This is a genomic window from Mycobacterium sp. 23, from assembly GCF_048287075.1.
Lineage (GTDB): Bacteria > Actinomycetota > Actinomycetes > Mycobacteriales > Mycobacteriaceae > Mycobacterium > Mycobacterium gordonae_B.
Genome location: NZ_JBLVUX010000005.1, coordinates 5362720 through 5375601, shown reverse-complemented (window position 1 = coordinate 5375601; position 12882 = coordinate 5362720). Strand labels below are relative to the sequence as shown.

Annotated in this window: 12 protein-coding genes; 6 read left to right on the top strand and 6 right to left on the bottom strand. The window is 65.7% G+C overall.

Annotated features, from left to right (window positions below; genetic code table 11):
- Nucleotides 1-142 precede the first annotated feature (142 nt).
- Genes ACNQS7_RS26065 through ACNQS7_RS26040 form a run of 6 tightly spaced genes read left to right on the top strand, consistent with a single transcriptional unit; the run spans nucleotide 143 to nucleotide 8101 of the window.
- Complete coding sequence (locus ACNQS7_RS26065; protein ID WP_156452856.1) at nucleotides 143-232, top strand: potassium-transporting ATPase subunit F; 90 nt, start codon at nucleotides 143-145, stop codon at nucleotides 230-232.
- On the top strand, nucleotides 232-1902 hold the full coding sequence (gene kdpA / locus ACNQS7_RS26060; RefSeq protein ID WP_418014804.1) for a potassium-transporting ATPase subunit KdpA: 1671 nt from the start codon (nucleotides 232-234) through the stop codon (nucleotides 1900-1902). Before ACNQS7_RS26065 ends, kdpA begins: the two co-directional genes overlap by 1 nt.
- Entirely contained in the window at nucleotides 1902-4007 is a 2106-nt protein-coding gene (gene kdpB / locus ACNQS7_RS26055) for a potassium-transporting ATPase subunit KdpB (RefSeq protein ID WP_418014803.1), read from the top strand. Before kdpA ends, kdpB begins: the two co-directional genes overlap by 1 nt.
- Nucleotide 4008: 1 nt before the next feature.
- Nucleotides 4009-4863 (top strand): potassium-transporting ATPase subunit C, encoded by an 855-nt coding sequence (locus ACNQS7_RS26050; RefSeq protein WP_418014802.1) that lies wholly within the window; start codon nucleotides 4009-4011, stop codon nucleotides 4861-4863.
- A gap of 11 nt (nucleotides 4864-4874) precedes the next feature.
- Nucleotides 4875-7424 (top strand): DUF4118 domain-containing protein, encoded by a 2550-nt coding sequence (locus ACNQS7_RS26045; RefSeq protein WP_418014801.1) that lies wholly within the window; start codon nucleotides 4875-4877, stop codon nucleotides 7422-7424.
- Nucleotides 7421-8101: a response regulator gene (locus ACNQS7_RS26040; RefSeq protein ID WP_055581216.1), complete on the top strand. Its 681-nt coding sequence runs from the start codon at nucleotides 7421-7423 to the stop codon at nucleotides 8099-8101. The genes ACNQS7_RS26045 and ACNQS7_RS26040 overlap by 4 nt, the downstream gene beginning before the upstream one ends.
- A 35-nt stretch (nucleotides 8102-8136) precedes the next feature.
- Here ACNQS7_RS26040 and ACNQS7_RS26035 read toward each other — a convergent pair whose 3' ends face one another.
- The 6 genes from ACNQS7_RS26035 to eno form a co-directional block, all read right to left on the bottom strand.
- The gene (locus ACNQS7_RS26035) at nucleotides 8137-8295 is read right to left on the bottom strand and encodes a hypothetical protein (protein WP_418014800.1); all 159 of its coding nucleotides are present in this window, start codon (nucleotides 8293-8295) and stop codon (nucleotides 8137-8139) included.
- A gap of 190 nt (nucleotides 8296-8485) precedes the next feature.
- On the bottom strand, nucleotides 8486-9145 hold the full coding sequence (locus tag ACNQS7_RS26030; protein WP_418016153.1) for a TetR family transcriptional regulator: 660 nt from the start codon (nucleotides 9143-9145) through the stop codon (nucleotides 8486-8488).
- Nucleotides 9146-9466: 321 nt separating this feature from the next.
- Nucleotides 9467-10417: an exopolyphosphatase gene (locus ACNQS7_RS26025; protein ID WP_418014799.1), complete on the bottom strand. Its 951-nt coding sequence runs from the start codon at nucleotides 10415-10417 to the stop codon at nucleotides 9467-9469.
- Nucleotides 10408-10899, bottom strand: a complete 492-nt coding sequence (locus ACNQS7_RS26020) for a DUF501 domain-containing protein (RefSeq protein WP_418014798.1) — start codon at nucleotides 10897-10899, stop codon at nucleotides 10408-10410. The genes ACNQS7_RS26025 and ACNQS7_RS26020 overlap by 10 nt, the downstream gene beginning before the upstream one ends.
- Nucleotides 10892-11635: an FtsB family cell division protein gene (locus tag ACNQS7_RS26015; RefSeq protein ID WP_418014797.1), complete on the bottom strand. Its 744-nt coding sequence runs from the start codon at nucleotides 11633-11635 to the stop codon at nucleotides 10892-10894. The genes ACNQS7_RS26020 and ACNQS7_RS26015 overlap by 8 nt, the downstream gene beginning before the upstream one ends.
- Nucleotides 11589-12878 carry a phosphopyruvate hydratase gene (eno, locus tag ACNQS7_RS26010; RefSeq protein WP_055581250.1) on the bottom strand — a complete coding sequence of 430 codons (1290 nt, stop codon included), beginning with the start codon at nucleotides 12876-12878 and terminating at the stop codon, nucleotides 11589-11591. The genes ACNQS7_RS26015 and eno overlap by 47 nt, the downstream gene beginning before the upstream one ends.
- Nucleotides 12879-12882 lie beyond the last annotated feature (4 nt).

Below are 12882 nucleotides of genomic sequence, written 5' to 3'. Positions count from 1 at the left end.
GCCAGGGGGCTGACTCGACGAGGCCGTTTCGTATGCGATAACAGGCGCCGAACGGAGACATGATGGGCGTGTTGACATTTGCCGTGCTCACGGTGGCGGTATTCGCCGTGCTGGGCATGGTGCAGAAGTTGGTCGAGCGACTGTGAGTTACCAGAACATCGTCGGCCTGGTGCTGGCCGTCCTTCTCGCGCTGTTCATGGTTGGCGCACTGCTGTTTCCAGAGAGGTTCTAGTGGGCACCACGACCGCCGGGATCATCTTCCTCGTCGTTCTCGTCGTGGCGCTGGCGTTGGTCCACGTGCCTCTCGGCGACTACATGTACCGGGTCTACGCCTCGGACAACGACTTACGGGTCGAGTCATGGATCTACCGCCTCATCGGCGTCGATGCACGCTCGGAACAGGCGTGGGGCGCTTACGCACGAAGCGTGCTGGCATTCTCCTCGATCAGCATCCTGTTCCTGTTCGCCTTGCAGCTGGTGCAGGGCGGGTTGCCGCTGCACCTGCACGACCCCGCCACGAAGATGACGCCGGCGCTGGCCTGGAACACCGCGGTCAGCTTCGTCACCAACACCAACTGGCAGGCCTACTCCGGCGAGTCCACGCAAGGCCACCTGGTCCAGATGGCGGGCCTGACGGTCCAGAACTTCGTCTCGGCAGCCGTTGGCATGGCGGTGGCAATCGCGCTGGTGCGCGGGTTCGCCCGGACCCGCACCGGCGAACTGGGCAACTTCTGGGTCGATCTGGTGCGCGGCACCTTGCGCATCCTGCTGCCCATCGCCGTCGTCGCCGCCATCCTCCTCATCGCGGGTGGGGCCATCCAGAACTTCCACCTGCACGACCAAGTGGTGACCACCCTGGGCGGCGCCCAGCAGAGGATCACCGGCGGCCCGGTGGCCAGTCAGGAAGCCATCAAAGAGCTGGGCACCAACGGCGGTGGCTTCTATAACGCCAACTCCTCCCACCCGTTCGAGAACCCCGCCGCATGGACGAACTGGCTGGAGATCTTCCTGCTGCTGGTGGTCAGCTTCTCGCTGCCCCGCACCTTCGGACGGATGGTCGGCAGCAAGAAGCAGGGTTACGCGATTGCGGCGGTCATGACGACGCTGGCCGGCATCAGCGTGTCGCTGATGATGTGGTTCCAGCTGCAGCACCACGGCACCGTCCCGACCGCGCTCGGCGCGGCCACCGAGGGCGTCGAGCAGCGGTTCGGCGTCGCGGACTCGGCCGTCTTCGCCGATGCCACCACGCTCACCTCCACCGGCGCCGTCGACTCGTTCCACGACTCCTACACCAGCCTGGGCGGCATGATGACGATGTTCAACATGCAGCTCGGCGAGGTCGCGCCCGGTGGCACCGGTTCGGGCCTGTACGGCATGTTGATCCTCGCGTTGATCACTGTCTTCGTGGCCGGGCTGATGGTCGGCCGGACCCCGGAATACCTGGGCAAGAAAATCAATCCGCGCGAAATCAAGCTGGCCGCAAGCTATTTCCTGGTAACGCCGCTGATCGTGCTGACCGGCACCGCGATAGCCATGGCGCTGCCGGGCGAACGGGCCGGCATGCTCAACGGTGGGCCGCACGGACTCTCGGAGATCCTGTACGCATTCACCTCCGCCGCCAACAACAACGGGTCGGCCTTCGCCGGGCTCAGCGTCAACACCGACTGGTACAACACCGCACTCGGGCTGGCCATGCTGTTCGGCCGGTTCCTGCCCATCGTGGTGGTGCTCGCTCTGGCCGGGTCGCTGGCCAGACAAGGCACCACACCGGAATCGGCGGGAACCCTGCCCACCCACCGGCCACAGTTCGTCGGCATGGTCGCCGGCGTCACCTTGATCCTCGTCGCCCTTACGTTTCTGCCCATGCTCGCGCTCGGGCCCCTCGCTGAAGGAATTCATTGATGACCGCGGACACCAAGCGGATGGCGGGCGGCGTGCTCAATCCGGCGATGCTGTGGAAGTCGGCTCCGCAGGCGCTGAGCAAACTCGATCCGCGCACGCTGTGGCGCAACCCGGTGATGTTGATCGTCGAAGTCGGCGCCGTCTGGGCCACCGTGCTGGCGGTCACTGAACCGACCTGGTTCGCCTGGCTGATCGTGGTGTGGTTGTGGCTGACGGTCGTCTTCGCGAACCTCGCCGAGGCGGTCGCCGAAGGCCGTGGCAAGGCCCAGGCCGAGACATTGCGCAAGGCCAAGACCCAGACCATGGCGCGGCGCCTCACCGGCTGGACGCCCGGCTCACCCCTGGTCGAAGAAGAAGTCGCCGCCCCTCTGCTGCAACAGGGCGACATCGTCGCTGTCGAGGCGGGGCAGGTGATCCCGGGCGACGGTGACGTGGTGGAAGGCATTGCCTCCGTGGATGAGTCGGCGATCACGGGCGAGTCAGCTCCGGTGATCCGGGAGTCCGGCGGCGACCGCTCGGCGGTCACCGGCGGCACCACCGTGCTGAGCGACCGCATCATCGTCAAGATCACTCAGAAGCCCGGTGAAAGCTTCATCGACCGGATGATCGCGCTCGTCGAGGGCGCCAAACGGCAGAAAACACCGAACGAGATCGCGCTCAACATCCTGCTGGCCGCGTTGACGATCATCTTCATCTTCGCCGTCGCGACCCTGCAGCCCTTGGCGATCTACTCGAAGCTGGACAATCCGGGCGTGCCAGACACCGAGGCGCTCAACGGAAGTGGAGTCACCGGCATCGTCATGGTGTCGCTGCTGGTGTGCCTGATCCCCACCACCATCGGGGCACTGCTGTCGGCCATCGGCATCGCCGGCATGGACCGACTGGTGCAGCGCAACGTGCTGGCGATGTCCGGACGGGCGGTGGAGGCGGCCGGCGACGTGAACACCCTGCTGCTGGACAAGACCGGCACCATCACACTGGGCAACCGCCAGGCCGCCGCCTTCATCCCGGTCGACGGAGTCTCGCCGGAGGAACTGGCCGACGCCGCGCAATTGTCCAGCCTCGCCGACGAAACACCGGAAGGCCGTTCGGTCGTCGTATTCGCCAAGGAGCACTTCGGGTTACGGGCACGCACCCCGGGTGAACTCGCCCACGCACACTGGGTGACGTTCTCGGCCGCCACGCGGATGTCCGGTGTCGACGTCGACGATCACCAGTTGCGTAAGGGCGCGGCGAGTTCGGTCGCGGAATGGGTACGCACTCAGGGCGGTAAGGTGCCCAGGCAACTCGGGGAGATCGTCGACGGTGTGTCGGCAGGCGGCGGCACCCCCCTGGTCGTCGGCGAATGCCGTGGTGGCGAAGCGGCCGTCCTCGGCGTCATCCACCTCAAGGACGTCGTCAAACAGGGTATGCGCGAGCGGTTCGACGAGATGCGCCGGATGGGCATCCGCACCGTGATGATCACCGGCGATAACCCGTTGACCGCCAGCGCGATTGCCGACGAGGCCGGGGTTGACGATTTCCTCGCCGAAGCCACCCCCGAGGACAAGCTCGCGCTGATCAAGCGGGAACAGGCAGGCGGCAAGCTGGTCGCGATGACCGGTGACGGCACCAACGACGCGCCGGCGCTGGCCCAGGCCGATGTGGGTGTGGCGATGAATACCGGGACGTCGGCCGCCAAAGAGGCCGGGAACATGGTCGATCTCGACTCCGATCCCACCAAGCTGATCGAGATCGTCGAAATCGGCAAGCAACTGCTGATCACCCGCGGCGCGCTGACCACCTTCTCCATCGCCAACGACATCGCCAAGTACTTCGCGATCATTCCAGCCATGTTCGTCACCCTGTTCCCGGGCCTGGACATGTTGAACGTGATGCGCTTGCACAGCCCGGAATCGGCGATCCTGTCGGCGGTGATCTTCAACGCGATCATCATCGTGGCGCTGATCCCGCTGTCACTGCGGGGTGTGCGGTACAGGCCGAGCAGCGCGTCAAAATTGTTGAGCCGCAACCTCTATGTCTACGGACTCGGAGGGATCGTGGCCCCGTTCATCGGGATCAAGCTGATCGACCTGATCATCCAATTCGTCCCCGGGATGTCCTGACATGAAGTTCTCCAGCTTTCTTCGCGTCCATTGGGCCGCAGCGCGCGCGCTGCTGGTGCTGACCGTGATTACGGGACTGGCCTATCCATTGTTCATCTGGCTGGTCGCCCAGTTGCCGGGACTGCACGCCAAGGCCGAAGGATCTATCGTCACCGCCGGCGGTAAGCCGGTGGGCAGCCGGCTGATCGGTCAGCTGTTCACCGACTCTGCCGGAAACCCGCTGCCGCAGTACTTCCAGAGCCGCCCGTCGGCGGCAGGCAACGGATATGACCCGCTGTCCAGCGGTGCGAGCAACCTCGGACCAGAGAGCATGAGCCTGCTGAATCAGGTGTGCTCGCGCAGCGCGGCGGTGGGCAAGTTTGAACAGGTGGATGGCTCGCGGCCGTTCTGCACGGGGGATGGTGTCGGGGCGGTGCTGGCGGTGATCGGCCCCCGTGATGCCCGCGGTGGCGTCGTCCATCCCACCCGGGTGGTCAGCGTGAATGAACCGTGCGAGTCGACGTCGATGCCCTTCCTGACCAGCTATGAGGGGGTGCGAGTGGAGTGCGCCAAGAAAGGTGAGGACTACTCACTAGGCCAGATCGTGCCGATTCGCGGCGCCGCGCCCGCGGACCCCGTGGTGCCGGCCGACGCGGTGAGCGGCAGTGGCAGTGGATTGGACCCGGATATCTCGGTGGCCTACGCGGACCTTCAGGTGGCGCGGGTGGCCAGGGCCCGCCATGTGAGCCCGCAGCAGATAAGAGATGTGCTCGCTCAGTACCGCACGGGTCGGGTGCTCGGCTTCGCCGGAGAACCTTGTGTCAACGTCCTGCAGCTCAACCTGCAACTCGACCGCCGATACCCGGTCAACGGTTAGGGTCGCGGAGGATGATGGTTGACGTGACCGACGTCAACCTCGACGAGCACCGGGCCAAGCGTGGTGAGCTGCGCATCTATCTCGGCGCGGCACCGGGAGTCGGCAAAACCTACGCGATGCTCGGCGAGGCGCACCGGCGTCTGGAGCGCGGCACCGACCTGGTAGCGGCAGTCATCGAAACTCACGGACGGGCGAAAACCGCTGAGCTGCTTCAAGGCATAGAGACGATCCCGCCGCGGTTCATCGAATACCGGGGCGGCAGTTTCCCCGAACTCGACGTGCCCGGCGTGCTGGCGCGTCATCCGCACGTCGTCCTGGTCGACGAGCTTGCCCACACCAACACACCGGGCAGCAAGAACGCGAAGCGCTGGCAGGACGTCGAAGAGCTGCTCGACGCCGGCATCACGGTCATCTCCACGGTCAACATCCAGCATCTGGAGAGCTTGAACGACGTCGTCGCGCAGATCACCGGCATCGAGCAGAAAGAAACGATCCCCGATTCGATCGTCCGGCAGGCATCGCAGGTAGAGCTGATCGACATCACTCCGGAAGCGTTGCGGCGCCGTCTATCTCATGGAAACGTCTATGCGTCGGAACGCATCGATGCCGCGCTGTCCAACTACTTCCGTCCCGGGAACCTCACCGCGCTGCGGGAATTGGCGTTGCTGTGGCTGGCCGACCAGGTCGACACCGCGCTTGCCAAGTACCGCGCGGAGAACAAGATCACCGCGACTTGGGAGGCCCGCGAGCGAGTCGTGGTAGCCGTGACGGGTGGTCCGGAGTCAGAGACGTTGGTGCGCAGAGCGTCTCGAATCGCATCGAAGTCCACCGCCGAGCTGATGGTGGTTCATGTGGTGCGCGGTGACGGGCTCGCGGGCCTGTCCGAGACCCGGATGGCCAAGATCCGCGAGCTGGCGAACAGCTTGGACGCCTCCCTGCACACCGTCGTCGGTGAAGACGTACCCGGCGCCCTGCTGGATTTCGCGCGCGAGATGAATGCGACGCAGCTGGTGGTCGGCACGTCGCGGCGCCCCCGCTGGGCGCGCATCTTCGATGAGGGTATCGGCCCGGCCATCGTCGAGCATTCCGGCAAGATCGACGTGCACATGGTGACCCACGAGGAATCCAGGCGCGGGGTGCGCACCGCGTCGATTTCGCCGCGGGAGCGCCGGGTGGCGTCCTGGCTGGCGGCGGTCGTCGTGCCGTCACTGATCTGCGGCGGGACGCTGACCTGGCTGGACCGGTACCTCGACACCAGTGGCGCGAGCGCGTTGTTCTTCGTCGGAGTGCTTGTGGTCGCCTTATTCGGCGGCGTCGGCCCCGCAGTGCTATCGGGTGTGCTGTCCAGCCTGCTGCTGAACTACTTTTTGACCGCTCCGCGGCATACCTTCACGATCGCGGAGCCTTCTGCCGCCGTCACCGAGGTGGTCCTGCTGTTGATCGCGGTGGCGGTCGCGGTACTGGTCGACGGTGCGGCCAAGCGCTCGCGCGAAGCGCGTCGCGCGTCCCAGGAAGCCGAACTGCTGACGTTGTTCGCCGGGTCGGTATTGCGCGGCGCGGACCTGGACACCCTGCTGGAGCGGGTACGCGAAACCTATTCGCAGCGCGCGGTCAGTATGTTGCGCGAAGACACCGTCGACGGGCGCCCGCGCAGCCGTGTGGTCGCGTCGGTGGGCAAGGACGCCTGCGCCACAGTCGATTCCGCCGATACCGCGATCGAGGTCGGAGACGACGAGTTCTGGATGCTGCTGGGGGGCCGCAGGCTCGCCGCGCGGGATCGCCGCGTGCTCCACGCCGTGGCGACGCAGGCGGCAGGTCTGATCAAGCAACGTGAACTCGCAGACGAAGCCAGCCGCACCGAGGCGATCGTGCGGGCCGACGAGCTGCGTCGTTCCTTGTTGTCGGCGGTCAGCCACGATCTGCGTACGCCGTTGGCGGCGGCCAAGGTTGCGGTCTCGAGCCTGCGCGCCGGAGATGTCGCATTCTCCGCCGAGGACACCGCCGAACTGCTGGCCACCATCGAGGAGTCCATCGACTCGTTGACGGCACTGGTGGGCAATCTGCTCGATTCGTCGCGGTTGGCAGCAGGTGTGGTCCACCCGAATTTGCAGCGGGTGTACCTAGAGGAAGTGGTACAGCGCGCGCTGGTCAGTATCGGACGCGGTGCGACCGGCTTCTTCCGTTCTGCGATCGACCGCGTCAAAGTCGACGTCGGCGACGCGGTGGCGATGGCCGATGCCGGTCTGCTGGAACGGGTGCTGGCCAACCTGATTGACAACTCGCTGCGCTACGCGCCTGACTGCGTGGTGCGGGTGAACGCGGGCCGGGTCGGCGACCGGGTGCTGATCAATGTCATCGACGAGGGCCCCGGCGTCCCGCACGGTGCCGAGGAGCAGATATTCGAGCCGTTTCAGCGCCTCGGCGATCACGACAACACCACCGGTGTGGGACTGGGCATGTCGGTGGCACGCGGGTTCGTCGAGGCCATGGGCGGAACGATCTCGGCCGGTGATACTCCCGGCGGCGGACTTACCGTCATGGTGGAGTTGGGTGCGCCATGACGCGGGTATTGGTGATCGACGACGAGCCACACATTCTGCGGGCGTTGAAGATCAATCTGACCGTGCGGGGGTACGAGGTGACCACCGCCTCGACCGGTGCAGGGGCATTGCGCGCCGCTGCCGAGCATCCGCCTGACGTGGTGATCCTGGATCTCGGGTTGCCGGACATCTCGGGTATCGACGTGCTGGGGGGTTTGCGCGGCTGGCTGTCGGCGCCGGTGATCGTGTTGTCGGCGCGCAGTGACTCCGCGGACAAAGTGGAGGCGCTGGACGCCGGCGCCGACGACTACGTGACGAAACCCTTTGGTATGGACGAGTTTCTGGCCCGGTTGCGCGCGGCGGTGCGGCGCAACACCGCGGCCTCCGAGATCGACCAGCCGGTTATCGAGACGGCGGCATTCACCATCGATCTGGCGGCCAAGAAGGTTGTGAAGAACGGCGCGGAGGTGCACTTGACGCCGACCGAGTGGGGGATGCTGGAGGTGCTTGCCCGAAATCGCGGCAAACTGGTCGGTCGCGAGGAGCTTTTGAAGGAGGTCTGGGGTCCGGGGTATGCGACCGAAACCCATTATCTGCGGGTGTATCTGGCGCAGCTTCGGCGCAAGCTCGAGGATGATCCGTCGCATCCCCGGCATCTGCTGACCGAATCCGGCATGGGCTACCGCTTCGAGGCGTGAAGTATCGGCATCTGCGGCACCACGACGACTCCGCGCTAGTCGATCGCCGGGTCTGCTGACGCCTGTAAGTCGTTGGTGTCTACGAACACCAATGTCCCGTCGTCGAGGGCGACGGCCCAGCGCCGACTCGCGTTGACGATCTGTTGGTCACCGATGGAGACGGAGTAGCCGGCAGTTTCTGCGAAATCCTCCACGATGACCCCGCTACATTCCCTGTTACCACCGGGATAGACGCGAACGCGTTCGCCCACGCAATATTGACCGCCGTTCATACGTATAAACCTACTGTGCGAAGCCCGACGGTGTATGCATACCGCAGCGGCGTTTCGGCCCGGCGCTAAAACGGAAATGAGACAGATTTTTCTTTGCTGAGACTTTAACGAGTCAGGCGTTTCCCAGGTGCTCGTTGGCCGCCACTCCGGTGTCGTCGGAATCATCGACGGCGAAGCGCCGCTCTACCATCGGGGTTATCAATCCGGCCAGGTCCGCCGCGACGTCCTGGCCGGTCTCGGGCGGCATCGAGATGTAGCTCAGGCACAGGCGGACGATCGCCCTGGACACGACACTGGCATCGTCGTCGCGGGCGACCGGCCAGGTCTGGTCGAACACGGTCAACAGGCGGGTTGACGCGCGGCTGATGATGGGCGCGCTGTCGATCGTGACAAGTTGCAGCAGATCGGGCTTGGCGACACCGGTCAGCAGCGAGATGATCAGCGGGTCGGCCGCCGACGCGCTGAAGAACGCGTGGAAGGCCTGCAGGAGCGATTCGTAGGTACTCCCGTTGTTGGCGTCGAGACTGGCCTTGACGGAGTCGATGAGTTGGTCAGCGAGCCGCAGGGCGTAACCCTGCGCCAAGCCCTGCCGGGAGCCGAACTCGTTGTAGATCGTCTGCCGGCTGATACCGGCGGCGCGAGCCACATCCGACAAAGTGATGGCGGACCAATCGCGAGTCAACAGCAAGAGCCGCACCGCATCCAGAATCGAGTCGTGCAGCACCGGAGCGCTACCGCGCTGCAGCGCCGTAGCAGAGAGCCTCAACACAATGTCCCCTCGATTCGTGTCTATGTTGAACAAGTGACCTGACGTGAACGCCGAAAACAGGTGTGACGCGATTTGAGTAGTGAATTTAGTTTGAGCAATGTCGGCAACCTACGGTACAAGAAGGCACCGAAATCGGGGCATACCGCGGATAGCACTAACAGTTTTTTCGTCTAGACCGGTTTGCTTTTGGTGCAAAAAAGACATATGTATCTCAAGTTCGACAAACCGATTTCAATAAATTGCGCGCCGCCGATCCACCCAAGTTTCCGCGCCGGCTCGCCAGCCCATTCGCGAGCACCCGCGAAGTCGTCGCAGCATCCGGCGTTACGCGATCGACAAGACGATCCCGTCCAGGATGTCGTGCTCACTGACCACCAACTCCGTAATACCGGCACGCGAACCCAGTTCCCGTGCCAACTCCTGCACCACGATCGCACCGCCACCGATCACGTCGACCCGGCCCTCGTGCATGGGACCCAGCGCAGCACGCTGCGCCCGGGTCATACGAATCAGCCGGTCGCACACCTGCAGCAGCTCACCAAACGGCACGCGCGAAAGGTGAATTGCCGCAGCGTCATAGCGAGTCAGACCCTGCGCCAGCGCCGAAAGCGTCGTCATCGTCCCCGCCAGCCCTACCCAGGTCCGCGCACCCGCCACCGGCACCGCGCGCAAGGCGACGTCGAGCCGCTCACGCACCACTTCGCGGGCCGCCGCGACTTGATCGGCAGCCGGCGGGTCGGAGTGCAGACACCGTTCGGTCAGACGCACGCAACCGATGTCGGCCGAGTAACTCGCCACGATCTCATCGGCCGCCGTGCCGACCACGATTTCCGTCGAACCCCCGCCCAGGTCGACAACGACGAAAGGCGCACCGGCACTGTCCAACTCGCCGACCGCACCCCGGAATGACAGGCTGGCCTCCTCGGCGCCGGTGATCACCTCGGCAACCGCACCCGGAATCACCGTCCCCAGCACCTCGGCGGTCATCGCAAAGAAGACATCACGATTGGCGGCATCGCGCGTCGCCGAGGTGGCCACCATTCGCACCCGCTCGACACCGTGCAGACGAAGCAACCCGGCGTAATCGACCAGCGCCGCCCGGGTCCGGGAGATCGCCTCGGGCGCGAACTCCCCCGTCGCGTCGACACCCTGACCCAACCGGACGATGCGCATCTCGCGATGGACATCGCGCAGCCGCTCCCCCTCGACATCGGCGATCAACAACCGAATCGAGTTGGTTCCGCAGTCGATCCCAGCGAGTCGTGTCAAAGCCATTGTCTCCCAACCAAAGAAGCTGCAGCACCGGACTCGGCGGCCAGCAGCGCCAACGCCTCGTCACCGAAGGGGTTGACCCCAGGCCCCTTGGCCAGCGAGTGCGCAATCAGCACGTGCAGGCATTTGACCCGGTCCGGCATGCCACCGCCAGAGAACGCGGTGCCCAAGGGCTCGATCGCATCCCGCTCGGCCAGATAGGACTCGTGCGCGCGACGGTACGCGGTGGCCAGATCTGGATCACGACCCAGCCTTTCGGTCATGTCGCGCATGAGCCCCGTCGTTTCCAATCGGCTCGCCGCCGCGGTGAGCACCGGATGCGTCAGGTAGTACAGCGTCGGAAACGGCGTCCCGTCAGGAAGTTTCGGCGCGGTCTTCACCACTCCCGGTTCGCCGTCCAAGCACCGGTAGGCGACTTCGAGCACACCTCGAGGCTCGCGACCCAGCTGACGCGCCACCGCCTCCAGGTCCGCGGGATCAACCACCGGGCGGCGTCGGGTTGGGCGCCACCGGCGGCGCCTGCTCGGGCGCCGGGCCGGCCGCGGGCGGCAGATGCGGCGCGTCGGCGATGGTGTGCCACAACGAGGTGTACCAGGGCTCGTTCTTCACCGCGCCACCCGTCTCGGCACCCGGCTGCGGCGCCGCCGCGGCCCCGGGTGGCAGCTGGACCTGGAACGGAATGTCCCCGGGCTTGACGAAGCCGAGGCGCTCGCGTGCCTGCGCCGCGACATAGGCCGGATCGGCCAGTTGGCCCTTGCGTTGTTCCAGGTCCGCGATCTGGCGGCGTAGCGCGGCCTCGGTCGCCGACAGTTGCGCCATCTCGGTGCGTTGCGAGAAGTACGTGCGCACCGGGCCGGCGATCGTCAGCGTCAGCACACACACCACCGCGGCCAGGATGGCGGCGCGCCGAGCGGTGAAACCCAGCCGCTGATCCGACCGCTGCTCAACGGATTCGGTGAAGGACCGCTTGATGGGATCCACCACATGCTCATGCAACGAGCCGGTGGACCGGCTCTCGTCAGGAGCCGTCTGCGCCGGCTTGGAAACCGGCCTGGAAACAGGACTGGCGTAGGACTTCGACGTACCGCCGGTCCGACGCGCCCGAGCCGAATCACCCGGCTTCCCCGGCCGTGATGCCGGGGATCGCCGTTTCGGATCGGGCTTGGGAGACAAGCTACTTGGGGTCCGCTCCGTACCGGGGGAAAGCCAGGTCGCCGGCATAGCGGGCCGCATCCCCCAGCGCCTCTTCGATCCGCAGCAGCTGGTTGTATTTCGCGACCCGTTCACTGCGGGCCGGCGCACCCGTCTTGATCTGGCCGCTGCCCACCGCCACCGCCAGATCGGCGATGGTGGTGTCCTCCGTCTCGCCGCTGCGGTGGCTCATCATCGTGCGGTATCCGCTGTGGTGCGCCAGGGCGACCGCGTCCAGCGTCTCGGTCAACGTCCCGATCTGATTCACCTTGACCAGCAACGCATTTGCCGCACCGCGTTCGATGCCTTCTTCGAGGCGCTCGGGATTGGTGACGAACAGGTCGTCGCCGACGATCTGCACCCGGTCACCGATACCGGCCGTCAGCGCGGTCCAACCGTCCCAATCATCCTCCGAAAGCGGGTCTTCGATGGACACCAGCGGGTAGGAGTTGAGCAGCCCGGCGTAGAACTCAGTCATCTCATCGGCCGTCCGGGTCGAGCCCTCGAAGCTGTATCCGGTGCCCTCGGTGTAAAACTCGGTTGCCGCCACATCGAGGGCCAGCGCGACATCCACACCGAGTTTGAAGCCGGCCGACTCGATGGCGCGGCTGATCAGATCGAGGGCCGCGGTGGTGCCGGCGACGTCCGGGGCGAAACCGCCCTCGTCGCCCAGCCCAGTGGACAGCCCCTCCTTCTTCAGCACCGACTTGAGCGCGTGGTACACCTCGGCGCCCCAGCGCAGCGACTCGCTGAAGCTGGGGGCGCCGATGGGCGCCACCATGAACTCCTGGACGTCGACGCCGGTGTCGGCGTGCGCGCCACCGTTGACGATGTTCATCATCGGCACCGGCAGGATGTGGGCGTTCGGTCCGCCCAGGTACCGAAACAGGGGCAGAGCGGCGCTATCCGCCGCCGCCTTGGCGACGGCCAGCGAGATGCCGAGGATTGCATTGGCCCCCAGCCGGGACTTGTCGGGGGTGCCGTCGAGGTCGACCAGCGCCTGGTCGACCAACCGCTGGTCGTCGGCGTTCAGACCGATGACCGCGGGCCCGATCTCGTCCAGCACCGCCTGAACGGCCTTCTTCACCCCCTTGCCGCCGTACCGGTCACCGCCGTCGCGCAATTCGACTGCCTCGTGCTCACCGGTCGACGCGCCCGACGGCACCGCCGCACGGGCGAATGTTCCGTCGATCAGCGCGACCTCGACCTCGACGGTCGGGTTGCCGCGGGAATCGAGGATCTCGCGGGCTCCGACCTGCTCGATAATCGGCACTGGG

Bases quoted from the DNA above. Each gene is read 5' to 3' on its own strand.
- kdpB (WP_418014803.1), top strand. From the start codon at position 1,902: ATGACCGCGGACACCAAGCGGATGGCGGGCGGCGTGCTCAATCCGGCG.
- ACNQS7_RS26050 (WP_418014802.1), top strand. From the start codon at position 4,009: ATGAAGTTCTCCAGCTTTCTTCGCGTCCATTGGGCCGCAGCGCGCGCG.
- ACNQS7_RS26045 (WP_418014801.1), top strand. From the start codon at position 4,875: ATGATGGTTGACGTGACCGACGTCAACCTCGACGAGCACCGGGCCAAG.
- ACNQS7_RS26040 (WP_055581216.1), top strand. From the start codon at position 7,421: ATGACGCGGGTATTGGTGATCGACGACGAGCCACACATTCTGCGGGCG.
- ACNQS7_RS26025 (WP_418014799.1), bottom strand. From the start codon at position 10,417: ATGGCTTTGACACGACTCGCTGGGATCGACTGCGGAACCAACTCGATT.
- ACNQS7_RS26015 (WP_418014797.1), bottom strand. From the start codon at position 11,635: ATGCCGGCGACCTGGCTTTCCCCCGGTACGGAGCGGACCCCAAGTAGC.